The sequence below is a fragment of the Ferrovibrio sp. genome (assembly GCF_017994015.1).
In the GTDB taxonomy this organism is placed as follows: domain Bacteria; phylum Pseudomonadota; class Alphaproteobacteria; order Ferrovibrionales; family Ferrovibrionaceae; genus Ferrovibrio.
The window spans coordinates 199,474-213,672 of the sequence record NZ_JAGOLP010000001.1; the positions used below are offsets into that span (position 1 = coordinate 199,474).

13 protein-coding genes are annotated in these 14,199 nt (G+C 63.0%); 9 read left to right on the plus strand and 4 right to left on the minus strand.

The genetic code is table 11. The features are described from left to right. Positions 1-112 precede the first annotated feature (112 nt). From KBB36_RS01045 to KBB36_RS01080, 8 genes are all read left to right on the plus strand, one after another. On the plus strand, positions 113-310 hold the full coding sequence (locus KBB36_RS01045) for a hypothetical protein (protein WP_290975626.1): 198 nt from the start codon (positions 113-115) through the stop codon (positions 308-310). A gap of 200 nt (positions 311-510) precedes the next feature. Beyond that, on the plus strand, positions 511-876 hold the full coding sequence (locus KBB36_RS01050) for a hypothetical protein (protein WP_290975628.1): 366 nt from the start codon (positions 511-513) through the stop codon (positions 874-876). 183 nt (positions 877-1,059) lie between these two features. Next, the gene (locus KBB36_RS01055; RefSeq protein ID WP_290975631.1) at positions 1,060-1,935 is read left to right on the plus strand and encodes a DeoR/GlpR family DNA-binding transcription regulator; all 876 of its coding nucleotides are present in this window, start codon (positions 1,060-1,062) and stop codon (positions 1,933-1,935) included. After that, positions 1,928-2,941, plus strand: a complete 1,014-nt coding sequence (locus tag KBB36_RS01060; protein ID WP_290975633.1) for an extracellular solute-binding protein — start codon at positions 1,928-1,930, stop codon at positions 2,939-2,941. Before KBB36_RS01055 ends, KBB36_RS01060 begins: the two co-directional genes overlap by 8 nt. 55 nt (positions 2,942-2,996) lie before the next feature. Next, the gene (locus KBB36_RS01065; RefSeq protein ID WP_290975635.1) at positions 2,997-3,821 is read left to right on the plus strand and encodes an ABC transporter permease; all 825 of its coding nucleotides are present in this window, start codon (positions 2,997-2,999) and stop codon (positions 3,819-3,821) included. Between the two features lie 11 nt (positions 3,822-3,832). Then, positions 3,833-4,639 (plus strand): ABC transporter permease, encoded by an 807-nt coding sequence (locus tag KBB36_RS01070; RefSeq protein ID WP_290975637.1) that lies wholly within the window; start codon positions 3,833-3,835, stop codon positions 4,637-4,639. Between the two features lie 4 nt (positions 4,640-4,643). Further along, positions 4,644-5,678 carry an ABC transporter ATP-binding protein gene (locus KBB36_RS01075; protein ID WP_290975640.1) on the plus strand — a complete coding sequence of 345 codons (1,035 nt, stop codon included), beginning with the start codon at positions 4,644-4,646 and terminating at the stop codon, positions 5,676-5,678. A 26-nt stretch (positions 5,679-5,704) separates the two neighbouring features. Further along, complete coding sequence (locus KBB36_RS01080) at positions 5,705-6,520, plus strand: phosphodiesterase (RefSeq protein ID WP_290975643.1); 816 nt, start codon at positions 5,705-5,707, stop codon at positions 6,518-6,520. A gap of 5 nt (positions 6,521-6,525) precedes the next feature. On the opposite strand, the gene KBB36_RS01085 is transcribed toward KBB36_RS01080, so the two are convergent. Next, positions 6,526-7,995: a CHAD domain-containing protein gene (locus KBB36_RS01085; RefSeq protein ID WP_290975645.1), complete on the minus strand. Its 1,470-nt coding sequence runs from the start codon at positions 7,993-7,995 to the stop codon at positions 6,526-6,528. A gap of 126 nt (positions 7,996-8,121) precedes the next feature. Then, on the minus strand, positions 8,122-10,008 hold the full coding sequence (locus tag KBB36_RS01090; protein WP_290975648.1) for a PAS domain-containing sensor histidine kinase: 1,887 nt from the start codon (positions 10,006-10,008) through the stop codon (positions 8,122-8,124). A gap of 147 nt (positions 10,009-10,155) precedes the next feature. Between KBB36_RS01090 and KBB36_RS01095 the strand changes: the two genes are divergently transcribed. Then, entirely contained in the window at positions 10,156-10,542 is a 387-nt protein-coding gene (locus tag KBB36_RS01095) for a response regulator (protein ID WP_290975651.1), read from the plus strand. Between the two features lie 3 nt (positions 10,543-10,545). Here the strand turns inward: KBB36_RS01095 and KBB36_RS01100 are convergent, their stop codons facing one another. Then, positions 10,546-12,159 carry a GMC family oxidoreductase N-terminal domain-containing protein gene (locus KBB36_RS01100; protein WP_290975654.1) on the minus strand — a complete coding sequence of 538 codons (1,614 nt, stop codon included), beginning with the start codon at positions 12,157-12,159 and terminating at the stop codon, positions 10,546-10,548. Continuing rightward, positions 12,156-14,144, minus strand: coding sequence for an alkyl sulfatase dimerization domain-containing protein (locus KBB36_RS01105; RefSeq protein WP_290975656.1), 1,989 nt, complete (start codon positions 14,142-14,144; stop codon positions 12,156-12,158). The genes KBB36_RS01100 and KBB36_RS01105 overlap by 4 nt, the downstream gene beginning before the upstream one ends. Between the last annotated feature and the right edge of the window lie 55 nt (positions 14,145-14,199).

Consider the following 14,199-nt stretch of genomic DNA (forward strand, 5'->3'; position numbering starts at 1 on the left):
CAGCCGAATTTTCGGCTGAAATATTCAGGATCAGGATTATAACTCGCTATATTTCAAATAACCGCTATGATGAATTTCTGGCATATAACTGCCAATAGAAAGCGTGAATATTATGACTTCGTCACAAAATCACACTCAGCCCGTCAAGCCGAACGTTCTTTCCAATCTCGACAAGCGTGTTGCCGATGGTGTTATCGCCGCCAAGGCGCTTGAACAGGCCAAGCATGCGCTGATTGCGCCGGCTGCCGGCCTGCCGCTGCCGCTTATCGGTCCGGCCATGCCGGGTGATAACAGCAACGCCAAGCAATAACCGGAGCGGGGGCTGAGCCGGCGATTGGGCAACCGACGCCCGTTCGCCCCCATTCTCGCCCACCCCACGGGGTTCGGCGACGATGCGGCCGGTGCTTTCGCCGCCTGACTGCCGTTCGCAAGTTCCGGCAATTGGCCTGCGCGATCCCGGCCGCATTGCGGCTATACCGCCCTTTTCCTTCTTTTCATGGAGCCCGCATCATGACTTCGCTACTTGATAACAAGACCCTGTCCTGGCAGGACCGCGCCCTGATCCACTGGAATAACATCCGGCCCGCCGCCCTGGCGTTGGCGATTGGCCTGGTGGCCGGGCCGCTAATCTCAAATTACATGGGCTGGCAGATGACGCGCGGCAATGCCGAACGGCAGATCACGGCCAGCGGCGTGCAGCAGCAGGCCATGGTTTGCGCCGCCCTGGCCCGCAATGCCAATCCCGATGCCGCCAGCCTGGGCTGGGCGCCGCGTAATGAACTGGCCGAGAAATTTGCCGTGATGCCAGGCCGCGACAGCGCTGCGATGGGTGTGGCCAATGCCTGCTCGCAGATGCTGGCCGAGACAAAATCCTGATCCCGGCACCGCTTTCGGCAAAATAATCCAGCGTTATCCACAACCGCCTGCTTTTTCATTTGATGACACAAAACTTTCATGCGAACGTCAAATGATCATAACAAGCGCTGCATAATGTTCGTTTGAACATGCGGTGCGAGGTTTCGGGCCTACCGGAACCTGGCGGGAAGAGGGACGACGAAAGTGGCTATTCCGGCGGAAGACCGCGCCCGGGCCATTGTGGACCTGGTGCGGCGCGACGGCTTTCAGACCATCGAGTTGCTGGCGACAAGTTTTGGGGTGACGCCCCAGACCGTGCGGCGCGATGTGACGCTGCTTTGCGACCGCGGCCTGCTGCGCCGCCGCCATGGCGGCGTGGAAGCGCCGCCGCTCGATCCGGGCGATGGCCTGGGCCGCAACCTGGCCTATCCGGCCCGTTCTGTGCTGAATCTGGCCGCCAAGCGCCGCATCGCTGCCCTGGTGGCGGATCAGGTGGCGGCGGATTTCCCCGATGGCGGCGCCTCGCTGTTTTTCGGCATCGGCACCACGCCGGAACAATGCGCCATCGCCCTGGCCGAGCGTTTTGCCGAGCCGCGCCCGGCCAATTCGGCCGGCCTGCGCGCCATGACCAACAACCTGAATGCCGCGCTGGCCCTGGCGCGTAATCCCGAAACCCGCATCACCATTGCCGGCGGCGAATTGCGCAACATCGACCGCGATGTGGTGGCCGGCGAGGCGCAGGGTTTCTTTGCCCGTTTTGCCGTGGATATCGGCATCTATGGTGTGGGCGGCGTGGCCGAGGATGGCACGCTTCTGGATTTCAGCCAGGATGAAGTGGCGATGCGCCAGGCCCTGGCGCAGCATTGCCGGCGCCGCTTCCTGGTGCTGGATCACTCCAAATTCGGCCGCGGCGCCACCATGCGCGGCGGCCATATCAGCGAAGCCAGCATTGTTTTCACCGACCAGCCGGTGCCGCCTGCCATTGCCGCGCAATTGGCCGCAGCCGGCTGCCGCCTGCTGGTGACGGATACATCCACCACCCCCCGCGTTACCACCACAGGAGAAGCAGACCATGCTTAAGCGTCTTGTCCTATCAGCCGCGCTCGGCCTTGCCGCGCTTGGCCTTCAGCCGGTCGATGCCTCGGCCCAGGCTCGCGCCATCTGCTACAATTGCCCGCCGGAATGGGCTGATTGGGGTTCGCAGCTCAAGGCGATCCAGGCCAAGCTGGGCATCCAGGTGCCGCCGGATAACAAGAATTCCGGCCAGGCCATCGCAGCCCTGATTGCCGAGAAGGCCAATCCGGTGGCCGACGTGACCTATCTGGGCGGCATCGCTGCCGACCCGGCCAAGGATGCCGGCGTGCTCAGCCCCTACAAGCCGACCGGCTGGGACAAGATCCCCGCCAGCCTGAAGGACCCGGAAGGTTATTGGTTCACCATCCATTCGGGCACGCTGGGCCTGTTTGTGAACAAGGATGCGCTGCGCGGCAAGCCGGTGCCGCAGAGCTGGGCCGACCTGCTGAAACCGGAATACAAGGGCATGGTTGGCTATCTCGACCCGACCTCGGCCGCCGTAGGCCAGCTTGGCGTGATGGCGGTCAATCTGGCGCTTGGCGGCGATTACGGCAATCTCGACAAGGCCATCGACTTCTACAAGAAGCTGGCCAAGAACGACCCGATCGTGCCCAAGCAGACCTCCTATGCCCGCGTCATCTCGGGTGAAATTCCGATCCTGCTGGATTACGACTTCAACGCCTATCGCGGCCAGTATACCGACAAGGCGCCGGTGCAGTTCGTGATCCCGAAGGAAGGCAGCGTGGTGTTCCCCTATGTCATGGGCCTGACCAACAAGGGCCCGAATGCCGAGAATGGCAAGAAGGTGCTGGACTTTGTGCTGTCGCCGGAAAGCCAGGCGATGTGGGGCAATGCCTTCCTGCGTCCGGTCTTCGCCGAGCATCTTTCCGCCGAGGCCAAAGCCAAGTTCCTGCCCGAGAGCGATTATGCCCGCGCCAAGCCGATTGACCTGAAGCAGCTGGCCGCCGCGCAGAAGAGCATCATCGAGCGCTACAAGAACGAAGTGAACTGACGCAATACCGGGCGGCGGTGCCGCAAGTGCCGCCGCCCGAATTTCACGGTAAGCCATGACCATCAAGCGCGATACGCCGATCCTGACCCTGCTGCTTTTGCCGGCGGGGATTTTCTTTTGCGCCTTTTTCCTGCTGCCACTGACGCGGCTGTTTTTCATCGGCGGCAGCGGCAAACATGGCTTCATGGCCTATGCCGCCATCATCACCGACAGGAATTACTTCAACAGCCTGATCGCCACCCTGGTGCTGGCCGGCGCCACTACTGTGCTCACCCTGATCATCAGCGGCATTGCCGGCGTGTTCCTGCAACGCAACCGGTTTCGCGGCAACAGCACGCTGGTGGCGATGCTGACCTTTCCACTGGCCTTTCCCGGCGTGGTGATCGGCTTCATGGTGATCATGCTGGCCGGTCGCCAGGGCCTGATCGGCGATATCACTTTGCTGCTGTTTGGCGAAAAACTGGTTTTTGCCTATTCGATGGCCGGGCTGTTGATGGGCTATATCTACTTCTCCATCCCGCGCACCATCCTCACCGTGATGGCCGCTGCCGAGAAGCTTGATCCCAAGCTGGAAGAGGCGGCGCGTTCGCTGGGCGCCTCGCCCTGGCGCGTGGTGCTGGATGTGATCGTGCCCGGCCTGAAAGGCGCCTTCCTGGCCGCCGGGGCGATCTGCTTCGCCACCGCCGTCGGCGCTTTCGGCACCGCCTTCACACTCGCCACCCGCATCAATGTGCTGCCGATGGTGATCTATACCGAGTTCACGCTGGAGGCCAATATGGCGATGGCGGCGGCTTTGAGCTTTGTGCTTGGTGCCGTTACCTGGATCGTGCTGGCGATTGCGCGCCAGATTGCCGGCGGCACTGTCGCGGCAGCCGGCTGAGGGAGCGGATCATGCAGAAACGCTCCCCCCTGTTCTGGCTGCAACTGGCCTTCACGCTCTCGGTCTGCGCCTTCCTGGTGGTGCCGGTGGTACTTTCAGCCCTGGCCGGCCTGACGGTGAATTACCAGACCGGCCTCTCCAGCGGCTTCACCCTGCGCTGGGTGATCGAAGTCTGGTCCGGCTATCGCGACACCATCTTCCATTCTATTTTCCTGGCCCTGGCCTGCCTGGGCCTGACCCTGCTGCTGGGCATTCCAGCCGCCTATGTGCTGGCCAAACGGCAGACCGCCTGGAGCCGCGCGGTTGAGGAATTGCTGGTGATGCCGGTGGCGGTGCCGGGCCTGGCCACGGCGCTGGCGCTGATCGTGATGTATGGCGGCGCCGGCGGTTTCCGCACCTCATCGGCCTTCATCCTGGTGGGCCATGTGCTGTTCACACTGCCCTTCATGGTGCGCTCGGTGCTGGCGGTGCTGATGGCCATCGATCTCAAAACGCTTGAGGAAGGCGCCGCTTCGCTGGGTGCCGGCTTTGTGCAGCGCTTTTTCCATATCGTGCTGCCGAATTGCCGCGCCGGCATCGTTGCCGGCTCGCTGATGGTGGTGACGCTGTCGATGGGCGAATTCAACATGACCTGGCTGCTGCATACGCCGCTGACCAAAACCCTGCCGGTCGGCCTGGCCGATGCCTATGCCAGTCTGCGGCTTGAAATCGGCAGCGCCTATACCCTGGTATTTTTCCTGATGATCGTGCCGCTGCTGATCGCCATGCAGGCCATTTCGCAGGCCCCGGCGCCGAAGCTGAAAGCGGATGAGGAGTAAGCCTATGCAACCCGTATCGATCCGCCTGACCAATTGCGGCAAGACCTTTGCCGATGGCACCCGCGCGCTGGAACCGCTGAACCTGGAAATCGGTGCCGGCCAGACCGTGGTCTTCCTCGGCCCCTCGGGCTGCGGCAAAACCACCACGCTCCGCATCATCGCCGGGCTGGAAGACCCGGATCAGGGCGGCGCCGTGTTGTTTGACGGCGTGGATGTGACGCCGCTGCCGATCGAGAAGCGCAATGTCGGCATGGTGTTTCAATCCTATGCGCTGTTCCCCAACATGAGCGTGGCAGAGAATGTCGGCTATGGCCTGCGTATCCGCAAACGCCCGGGCGCAGAGATCAAGCGCCGCGTCGACGATCTGCTCGGCATGATGCGGATCGAGGCCTTGGCCGAGCGCCGCATCGACCAGCTTTCCGGCGGCCAGCGCCAGCGTGTGGCGCTGGCACGCGCCCTGGCTGCCGAGCCGCGCGCCCTGCTGCTGGATGAGCCGTTGACCGCGCTGGATGCCAAGCTGCGTGACACATTGCGGCTGGAAATCGACGGCCTGCTGCGCCGGCTGGGCATCACTGCCGTGTATGTGACGCATGACCAGGCCGAGGCGATGGCCCTGGGCGACCGCATCGTGGTGATGGATCATGGCCGCGTCGCCCAGGTGGGCAGCCCGCGCGACATCTACCAGCGCCCGGCGACGCGCTTTGTCGCCGAATTCATCGGCACCATGAACCGGCTCAGCGGCAGCCTGGAACAGGGCGGTTTCCGCACCGCCGGCGGGGTGATCCCGTGGCCCGATGCGCCGGCCAGTGCCAGCGAAGCCTTGTTCCGCCCCGAGGATACCCATCTGGCCGAGCCGGATGCCGTTGCGCATCTACACGGCCGCATCAACGCGGCGTTTTTCCTCGGCGACCGCACCCGGCTGTTTGTCGCGGTCGGCGAAGACAAGCCGCTGGTGGTGGAAACCACCCAGCGCCGCGATTTTCAGCGCGGCGAAACCGTGGGGCTGCGCATCAACCCGCAAAGCCTGCTGGCCCTGTAATCGCAGGCGCTGTAACGGAGACCAACATGCTGATCTGCCAGATCACCGACACCCATATCAAACTGCCTGGCAAGCTGGCCTATAAGAAGGTGGATACCGCCGCCATGCTGCGGGTCTGCGTGGCGGAAGTGCAGCGGCTCAACCCGCAGCCCGACCTGATCGTGATGACCGGCGATCTGGTGGATCTGGGCCGGCCCGAGGAATATGCCCATCTGCACGAGATCATCGCGCCGCTGACCCAGCCGCTCTATGTGGTGCCGGGCAATCATGATGCGCGTGATCCGATGCGCGAAGCGTTCAAAGCCGGCGGCTATTTCCCGGCAAGCGGCTTCCTGCAATATGCCGTGGAAGACTGGCCGCTACGCCTGATCGGGCTGGATACCATCATTCCCGGCCAGGGCGGCGGCGAAATCTGCGCCGAACGGCTGGCCTGGCTGGACCGCACCCTGGCCGAACAGCCGCAGCGGCCGACCTTGCTGATGATGCACCATCCGCCTTTCATCACCGGCATCGGCCATATGGATGATATCGGCCTGATCGGCCGTGAGGCTTTCGCCGATGTGGTAGCGAAGCATAGCCAGATCGAACTGATCCTATGCGGCCACCTGCATCGCACCATCCATGCCCGGGTGGGCGGCCGCGCCGTGCTGACCAGCCCGAGCCCGGCGCATCAGGTGGCGCTGGACCTGCGCGACGATGCGCCGAGCCGCTTCCGCATGGAACCGCCCGGCTTCATGCTGCATCGTTGGCGCGACGGCCAGCTGATCAGCCATGTGGCGCCGATTGGCGATTATCCCGGGCCATTCCCGTTTTTTGACGCTGATGGCAAGCTGATCGACTGAGCGGCTCAGGCAGATTCAGGCAGGGCCGCTTTCCAGAAGGGCTTGAGCCGGGCGTAATCCTGCCAGGCCGGGCCAAGCTGGGCCAGTTGGGCGGCCTGGCGCGCCGCGAACCAGCCGGCAATGGCAGCGGCGGCGGGATCCTGATCCACCGGGCCAAGCAGGCCCTTGAGCAACTGGTCGCCCACGGCGGCATCGTTCAGGGCGCCAAGCGTATCCTGTAGCCGCGCCAGGGTGATGCCAGCCAGCTTGCTTGGCTTCTTGGCAAACAGGTAGCGGAAAAAATCGCTGGCATAGCGCAGCTTCTTGGCCCGGATGCGCAGGCGATGCAGTTCCGGCACCGTCAATTCGGCATGGCGCTCACCAAGCTGCTTCAGCTTGCGGCGGCGTTTTTTTAGGCTCAGCGCGGCAAAGCTGATCGCTGGCAACAGCGCGGCTTCATGCTGTGCCGGTTCAAGCTGGCGCAATATTTCGGCTTCATCCAGTGCCGCCAGCCAGCGCAGCCGCAGCAGGGCAGCCGTGGCGCGCGGACTTTGCAAAGCGACCACCAGATCGGCCTGTGCTGCCAGGCGCCGGGTATCAAGCAGTTTGTTTAGCTGCCCCAGGCCGGCCAGATCGGGCTGCGCGACGCGCAAAGGCGCCAGGGTTTCCTCAACAAACACATCAAGATCGCGGCGCTGGCCAAGCGGCGTATTCAGCCAGCGCAGATCGTCGAGCATGGCCGCAAGCCAGCCCGCCGGCAGGATGGCGGCGAAAATATCCAATGCCGAGCGCAGCCGGCGCAGGGCGACACGCATCTGATGCACGCCTTCGCTATCCTGCCCCAGCAGCACCGGCTGGATATTGGCATCGAATTGCAGCAGGCAATGGCGCAGGATGGCGCAGGCAGCAGCAATGGCGCTGTCGCCAGCCGGAATCTGCGACGGCAATTCCGGCGCCTTGACCGGCTTTGGCGCCGCCAGACCCAGCATGGCTGCCAAAGCCACACCGGGTTCGCTGCCCAGCAGGCCGAATTTCAGGCCTGGCGCAGCCGGGTCGCCGGCCAGTTCAAGCAGCCAGGCTGCCGCTTCCGCCGCCGTGAAACCATCGCAGCGCAGCACGGCAAGGCTGGCCGGCTTGCGCTTGACCGCCAGCTCATATTTTTCCAGCAGCAGGCGGCGGCTGCCGGATAGCGGCAGCACCAGCCGCTCCAGCTTGCCACGCGCCAGAATCGCCAGATTGCCCAGCGCCTCAATATCCGGATTGGGCAAAACCTTGCCCTGGGCCAGCGCCAGCAAATGCGGCTGGTCGTTTTCGCTCAGGCAGAGCCAGCCCAACTCGGCCAGGGTGCGGGCCGGCGTATCCACCAGCACAATCTCGGCCTGCTGCCGGCTGGCGCGGCCGGCCTGTATGGCTTTAAGCCCGGAATGGCGCCGCAGCCCCGGCCAGCTTTTGGCATCGAGGCGTAGGCAGAAAGAGGCGGCAGCAGCATCGGGCATGGCGGCGGACTCTAGCCGAGGCCGGCGGCGATACACAATCGCGCCGCGCTAAAGTGCTGAAAAATTTAGCTTATCGGCAAGAACGCAGCAGGGGTATATGACAATTGCATGACAGCAGTGGCGCGCTCAGCGCTTCAGCAGGCGCTGCAACGTCTCGGCCAGCACCTGTTTGCGCACCGGCTTGGCCAGCATCGGCGCATTATGGCGAAACGGCGTGGTGCGGAACATTTCCTCGCCGGCTGTGCCGGAGGTGAAAACCACCGGCAGTGATGGCCGGATGCGCAAGGCGCGTTCGGCCAGATCAAGCCCGTTCATTTCCGGCATCATCACATCGGTGAACAGCAGGTCAACCGGCTCGCCGGATTGCAGGATATCCAGCGCCGCCATGCCCGACGAAGCGGCGCGCACACTATAGCCCAGGCTATCAAGCAGCATGGCCAAGGTGGTGCGCACATCCGGATTGTCATCCACCAGCAACACCACCGGGCCGGCGGCCTTTTCCGCCGCCTCGGCACTGATCGTGCTCAGGCCGGGCAGATAGAGCCGCACCTCGGTGCCCTTGCTCATGGTGCTGTCGATATGCACAAAGCCGCCAGACTGGGTGATGAAGCCATGCACCATGCTGAGGCCAAGTCCGCTGCCCTTGCCGATTTCCTTGGTGGTGTAGAATGGCTCAAAAGCACGCTCACGCACACCATCCGGCATTCCGGTGCCGGTATCGCCCACCGCAATCATCACATAGCTGCCGGGTTTCCCGGCCTGCTGGCCGCGCTGTTCCTGGCCACGTTGTTCCTGGCCGCGCTGCTCAAGCGCCGTGCGGATGGTGAGCGTGCCGCCCTGCGGCATCGCATCACGGGCATTCAGCGCCAGATTGATCAATGCATTATCCAGCAAACCCGGATCAACCTGCACATCGGGCAGGCCGGGCGCCAGGCTGGTGCGCACGGCAATGGTGTCGCCCAGGGTATGTTGCAGAATCTGCGCCACGCTGGCGATCAGACTGTTCACTGCCACGCGCTTGCTGTGCAAGGTCTGCTGGCGGCCGAAAGCCAGCAACCGCTGGGTCAATTCCGCGCCACGCGTGGCGCCATGCAGCGCCTGATCAATCAGCTTGCGGCTCTGATCCTCGGCCACCCGGTCGCCAAGCAATTCCAGGCTGCCGATCACCACCGCCAGCAGATTGTTGAAATCATGCGCAATGCCGCCAGTGAGCTGGCCGATGGCTTCCATTTTCTGTGACTGGCGCAATTGTTCGCGCATCTCTTCGGCCCGGCGCCGCTCGGTCACATCATGGATGATCTTGGTATAGCCGGTGGTGCGGCCCTGCTGGTCATGCACAGCTGTGAGTGATACTTTCGCCCAGAAGCGGCTGCCATCCTTGCGATAGCGCCAGGCTTCCAGCGTAGCACGGCCGTCACTGGCCGCTTGCCGCAGCAGGAATTCGGCCTGTTCCGGCTCAGTCGGATGGAACAAATCCATGCTCTCGCCCAGCACGGCATCCGCAGTCAAGCCGAGCAGCCGGCGGGCGCCATCATTCCAGCTTGCCACCCGGCCATCGGGGTCAACCAGGAAGATGGCATGATCCTCCACCGCCTCGACCAGCAGGCGGAAGGTATCCTCGCTGCGGCGCTGTGCCGCCTCGCTGCGGCGCCGATGGGTCAGATCATGGATCACGCCGATATACATCGGCACGCCATTGTTGTCGGCTTCCGCCACCGCCAGTTCAAACGGGAATTCGCCGCCATCCTTGCGCCGGCCGATCACTTCGCGGCCGATGCCGATGATGCGTTTCTCGCCGGTATGCTGGTAATGCCGGATATAGCCGTCATGTTCCTCATGATACGGCGACGGCATCAGCATTTTCACATTGCGGCCAAGCACTTCATCTGGCTGGTAGCCGAACAGCTTTTCGCAGGCCGGATTATAAAGGCGCACGATTCCGCCGTGATCGATCAGGATCACCCCGTCGATCATGGTGTCAATCACGGCTTGCAACAGAGGCTCGGATTGCATCTCAGTACCATACAATCATAAGCGGCGCGTGTATATCTTTTATAGATAATCACGCGATTTTTTGTTGTTAATTTTTCCATTTGCGCTTTTTGTAAGCAGTAGCGAATTCGCATTCGCTGGCGCCATGACATTACACGGGGGTGGATGATGGCGAGAATCCTGGTGGTGGATGACATCGCCGAACTGCGTGACATCCTGCGCCAGCATCTGGAAGCGTTGGGGCATGAGGTGGATGAAGCCTGCGATGCCAGTGCTGCAATGGCGCGGTTATCTGCGGCCACGTTCGATCTTGTGATCACCGACATTCTGATGCCGGGCGCCGATGGCTTTGAATTGCTGAACGCTTTGCGCCGCAGCCATGCCGCTCTCCCGGTGATTGCCACTTCAGGCGGTGGCCGCATGATGGATGCCGAACTGGCGCTGCGCTTAAGCCGCGATCTTGGCGCCTTCGGCATGCTGCGCAAGCCGGTGCGGCGGGCAGAATTGCTTGAAGCCGTGGCCGCCGCCCTGAATGCGCCGCCAAGCCGAGAATAGCGCCTAACGCGGTGCGTTGGCGGCGCGCAACACCGAATCGGCGGCCTTTTCGGCAATCATGATGGTGGGCGCGTTGGTGTTGCCGCCGATCAGGCGCGGCATCACCGAGGCATCGGCGACATAGAGCCCGTGCAGGCCATGCAGGCGCAGATCCGGCCCGACCACGGCACCGGCATCATCGGCCAGGCCCATGCGGCAGGTGCCGACCGGATGATAGATGGTATCGGCGCGGGCGCGGATTGCCGCTTCCAGTTCGGCATCATCCTGTGGCAACGGATAAAGCGGGCGCGGCGCATGCTGGGCCAGGCTGGGCGCCTGCATAATGCGCCGCATCATCCAGGCACCGCGCTTCAAAATCTCCAGATCGGCTGGCGCCGAGAGAAAACCCGGATCAATCCGCGGCGCTGCCAGCGGCTCACGGCTGGCCAGGCCAACCGCGCCGCGGCTTTGTGGCCGCAGCACGCAGACATGGCAGGAATAGCCATGGCCAAGATGCTGCTTGCGGGCATGGTCATCCACCATCGCCACGACAAAATGCAGCTGGATGTCCGGCCGCTCCAGGTTGCGGTCGGTTTTCAGGAAAGCGCCGCTTTCGGCAAAGTTGGAGGTCAGCATACCGCTGCGCTCACGGCGCCATTGCCGCCATGCCGCCAACATCTTCGGCAGGCCACGCAGCGACAGGCCGAACAAGTCGGTACTATCAACGCGGTAATGCTCCAGGTAATCCAGATGATCCTGCAAATTGCGGCCCACACCGGGTAGTTCATGCTGCACCGGGATGCCATGCGGCTGAATTTCGCCAGCCGGGCCGATGCCGGAGAGCAGCAGCAGATGCGGCGAACCGAAGGCGCCCGCCGCCAGCAGCACGGCGCGGCCGGCGCGCGCCAGCAGATCCCGCCCGCGATAGCGGTAGCGCACGCCCCTGGCGCGCTGCCCTTCCAGCACAATCTGCGCTGCCTGGGCGCCGGTGATGATTTCAAGATTGGGCCGTGCCCGCACATCGGGCGGCAGATAGGCTTTGGCCGCCGAACAGCGTTCGCCATTCTCCTGCGTCACCTGATACCAGCCGACGCCTTCCTGGCTGTCGCCATTAAAATCGGCATTCACCGGATGCTGATTTTCTGCGCCAGCGGCAATGAAATCAGCAGCAAAGCGGTTCGGGCTTTGCAGATCGGATACTGCCAGCGGGCCATTGCGGCCATGCAGGCCGGCATCGATATCGCCGCGCAGGTTCCGTTCCGAGCGGATGAAATAGGGCAGCACATCATCCCAGGCCCAGCCTGGCAGGCCCCATTCATCATAATCACGGCGATGGCCGCGAATATAGATCATGGCATTGATGCCGCTGGAACCACCCAGCATCTTGCCGCGTGGCTGATAGCCCTGGCGGCTATTCAAGGCCGGCTGCGGCACGGTCTTGAATGCCCAGTTACGCCATGGCCCCGGGATGAACAAGGCCGCGCCAATCGGCAACTGGCAGGCGGCGATATCATCGGGCGGGCCGGCTTCCAGCAAACAGACCCGGTTGCGGCCATCCTCGCTCAGGCGCCGCGCCAGCACACAGCCGGCGGAACCACCGCCGACAATGACATAATCGTAGATCAGGCCGTCGATCATGGCGTCACGATATTAAAGCGATCGCCCGGCGGTTCCACCTGGCGCATCAGGTCAAGATAAGCCAGCGGATTGCCGGCAATTTTCAGATCACCGGTCAACACCGCCACCGGCAGGCTGAGTTCCCGCAGAGCAATACGGTTCCAGGTCTGCCGGGTCAGGCTCACCGTGGCATCGGCCTTGTCGTCCAGCGCATCGCGGCGATGGTTGAGCACGCTGTTGCGCAGGAACATGTGAAAGGTTTCGCCGGTATCGGTGAAACGCCAGTTCACGGATATGGTCTTGCCCGCCACCGCTTCCGGATCGATCCGCACGGCGAGGAAATCAAACATCATATCCAGCGTCAGCCCGGCAATTGTATCGGGATTGGCGGTGCTGGCCGGCGGCAGCTTGCGCAAACCATCGCGCAATTCCTGTGCACCAAGCAGATAGAGATTACGCCAGACACCGGATTCGGCCTGATAGCCAAGCTGCTCAAGCGCATCGGCTTGCAGGCCACGCGCCGCCTTGTTATCGGGTTCGGCAAATACCAGATGCGTCAGCACTTCGGCCACGAAGCGGTATTCGCCGCGTGCATAATATTCGCCGGCGCGTTTCAGCATCGCCGCGCTGCCGCCCATGAAATCCACATAGCGCTTGGCGCCCTGCTCCGGCGGCAGCGGATCGAGATGCGCCGGATGCGCGTCATACCAGCCGAGATAACGCTGATACACCGCCTTGGCATTATGCTTCAGCGTGCCGTAATAGCCCCGGTTATGCCAGGCTTGATCCAGTTCCTTGGGCAGTTTGATGGTTTCGGCTATCTCGGCCGGCACCAGGCCCTTATTGGCCAGCCGCACCGATTGGTCATGGGTGAATTTGTACAGGTCGCGGGTCTTCTCCATCACTTCCGCGATACGCTCGCGGCCCCAGCGCGGCCAGTGATGGCTGGAAAATGCCACATCGGCCCGGTCGCCATAAAGCCGCATCGCCTCGTCGATGTAATAGGCCCAGGCCTTGCCATCGCGCACCAGGGCGCCGCGCAGGGTGTAGAGATTATGCATCACACCCGAGACATTCTCGGCCAGGCAAAGCGCGCGTAGATCGGGGAACAGGATGTTCATTTCCGCCGGCGCCTCGGTTTCCGGCGTCATCTGGAATTCCATGCGCAGGCCATCGATGGTCATGGTCTGGCCGGTGCGTTCGATCAGATCGGTGGGCGCGATCAGGCCGATGGTGCCGGTGGAGGACACCGTCTTGCCCAGGCCGGTATCGACCTGGCCCTGCGGCCCGCGCGCCAGCCCGATGCCAAACTGGTATTCGGCCCGCCGTGTCATGGCGGTGCCAAGCAGCACATTCTCGCTCACCGCATGTTCCATGAAATGCGCCGGTGCGATGATCTTCACCTTGCCGGCCTTCACATCGGCTTCGTCGATCACGCCGCGCACACCGCCAAAATGATCGATATGCGGATGGGTGTAGATCACCGCCAGCACCGGCTTGCGCGGCCGGTGCTTGTAGAGCAATTCCAGCCCGGCGCGCGCCGCCTCGGCCACCAGCAGGGTATCGATCACCACATAACCATTCGGGGTTTCAACAAAGGTCATGTTGGCCAGATCGTAGCCACGGAACTGATAGATGCCCGGGCGCACTTCAAACAGGCCATGCAGATTGTTGAGCCTTGCCTGGCGCCAGAGCGAAGGATTGACCGTATCCGGCGCCTGCTCGGCGGCATCGATGAAGTTATACGACGAACGCGCAAAGGCGGTGCTGCTGTTGCGACCCGGAATATCCGGATTGTCGAGCCGCGCGATCAGGCCACGGGCGGCTTCCTCGGCATCGCGCCTGTCATCAAGCGGCAGGCTGGCCGCCATGCTACGGTTATGCTGGCGGGTGATGTCGGTGGCGGGCTTGGCGGCCTCCTGCGCCGCATTGTCAGCCAGCGGCGCAAAAATCACGGCGGCGCACAGCACCGCACCCATGCCAGCCCTGGCCCAAAACGCGCCCATCGGCTTCCCCTCCCTTTGCTGTAGTCAATTGACTACTTCACGGGAGTATAGCGCC

Excerpts from the sequence above, each read along its gene's own strand:
- KBB36_RS01045 (WP_290975626.1), top strand. The coding sequence starts at position 113 with ATGACTTCGTCACAAAATCACACTCAGCCCGTCAAGCCGAACGTTCTT.
- KBB36_RS01050 (WP_290975628.1), top strand. The coding sequence starts at position 511 with ATGACTTCGCTACTTGATAACAAGACCCTGTCCTGGCAGGACCGCGCC.
- KBB36_RS01060 (WP_290975633.1), top strand. The coding sequence starts at position 1,928 with ATGCTTAAGCGTCTTGTCCTATCAGCCGCGCTCGGCCTTGCCGCGCTT.
- KBB36_RS01065 (WP_290975635.1), top strand. The coding sequence starts at position 2,997 with ATGACCATCAAGCGCGATACGCCGATCCTGACCCTGCTGCTTTTGCCG.
- KBB36_RS01070 (WP_290975637.1), top strand. The coding sequence starts at position 3,833 with ATGCAGAAACGCTCCCCCCTGTTCTGGCTGCAACTGGCCTTCACGCTC.
- KBB36_RS01075 (WP_290975640.1), top strand. The coding sequence starts at position 4,644 with ATGCAACCCGTATCGATCCGCCTGACCAATTGCGGCAAGACCTTTGCC.
- KBB36_RS01080 (WP_290975643.1), top strand. The coding sequence starts at position 5,705 with ATGCTGATCTGCCAGATCACCGACACCCATATCAAACTGCCTGGCAAG.
- KBB36_RS01085 (WP_290975645.1), bottom strand. The coding sequence starts at position 7,995 with ATGCCCGATGCTGCTGCCGCCTCTTTCTGCCTACGCCTCGATGCCAAA.
- KBB36_RS01090 (WP_290975648.1), bottom strand. The coding sequence starts at position 10,008 with ATGCAATCCGAGCCTCTGTTGCAAGCCGTGATTGACACCATGATCGAC.
- KBB36_RS01095 (WP_290975651.1), top strand. The coding sequence starts at position 10,156 with ATGGCGAGAATCCTGGTGGTGGATGACATCGCCGAACTGCGTGACATC.
- KBB36_RS01100 (WP_290975654.1), bottom strand. The coding sequence starts at position 12,159 with ATGATCGACGGCCTGATCTACGATTATGTCATTGTCGGCGGTGGTTCC.
- KBB36_RS01105 (WP_290975656.1), bottom strand. The coding sequence starts at position 14,144 with ATGGGCGCGTTTTGGGCCAGGGCTGGCATGGGTGCGGTGCTGTGCGCC.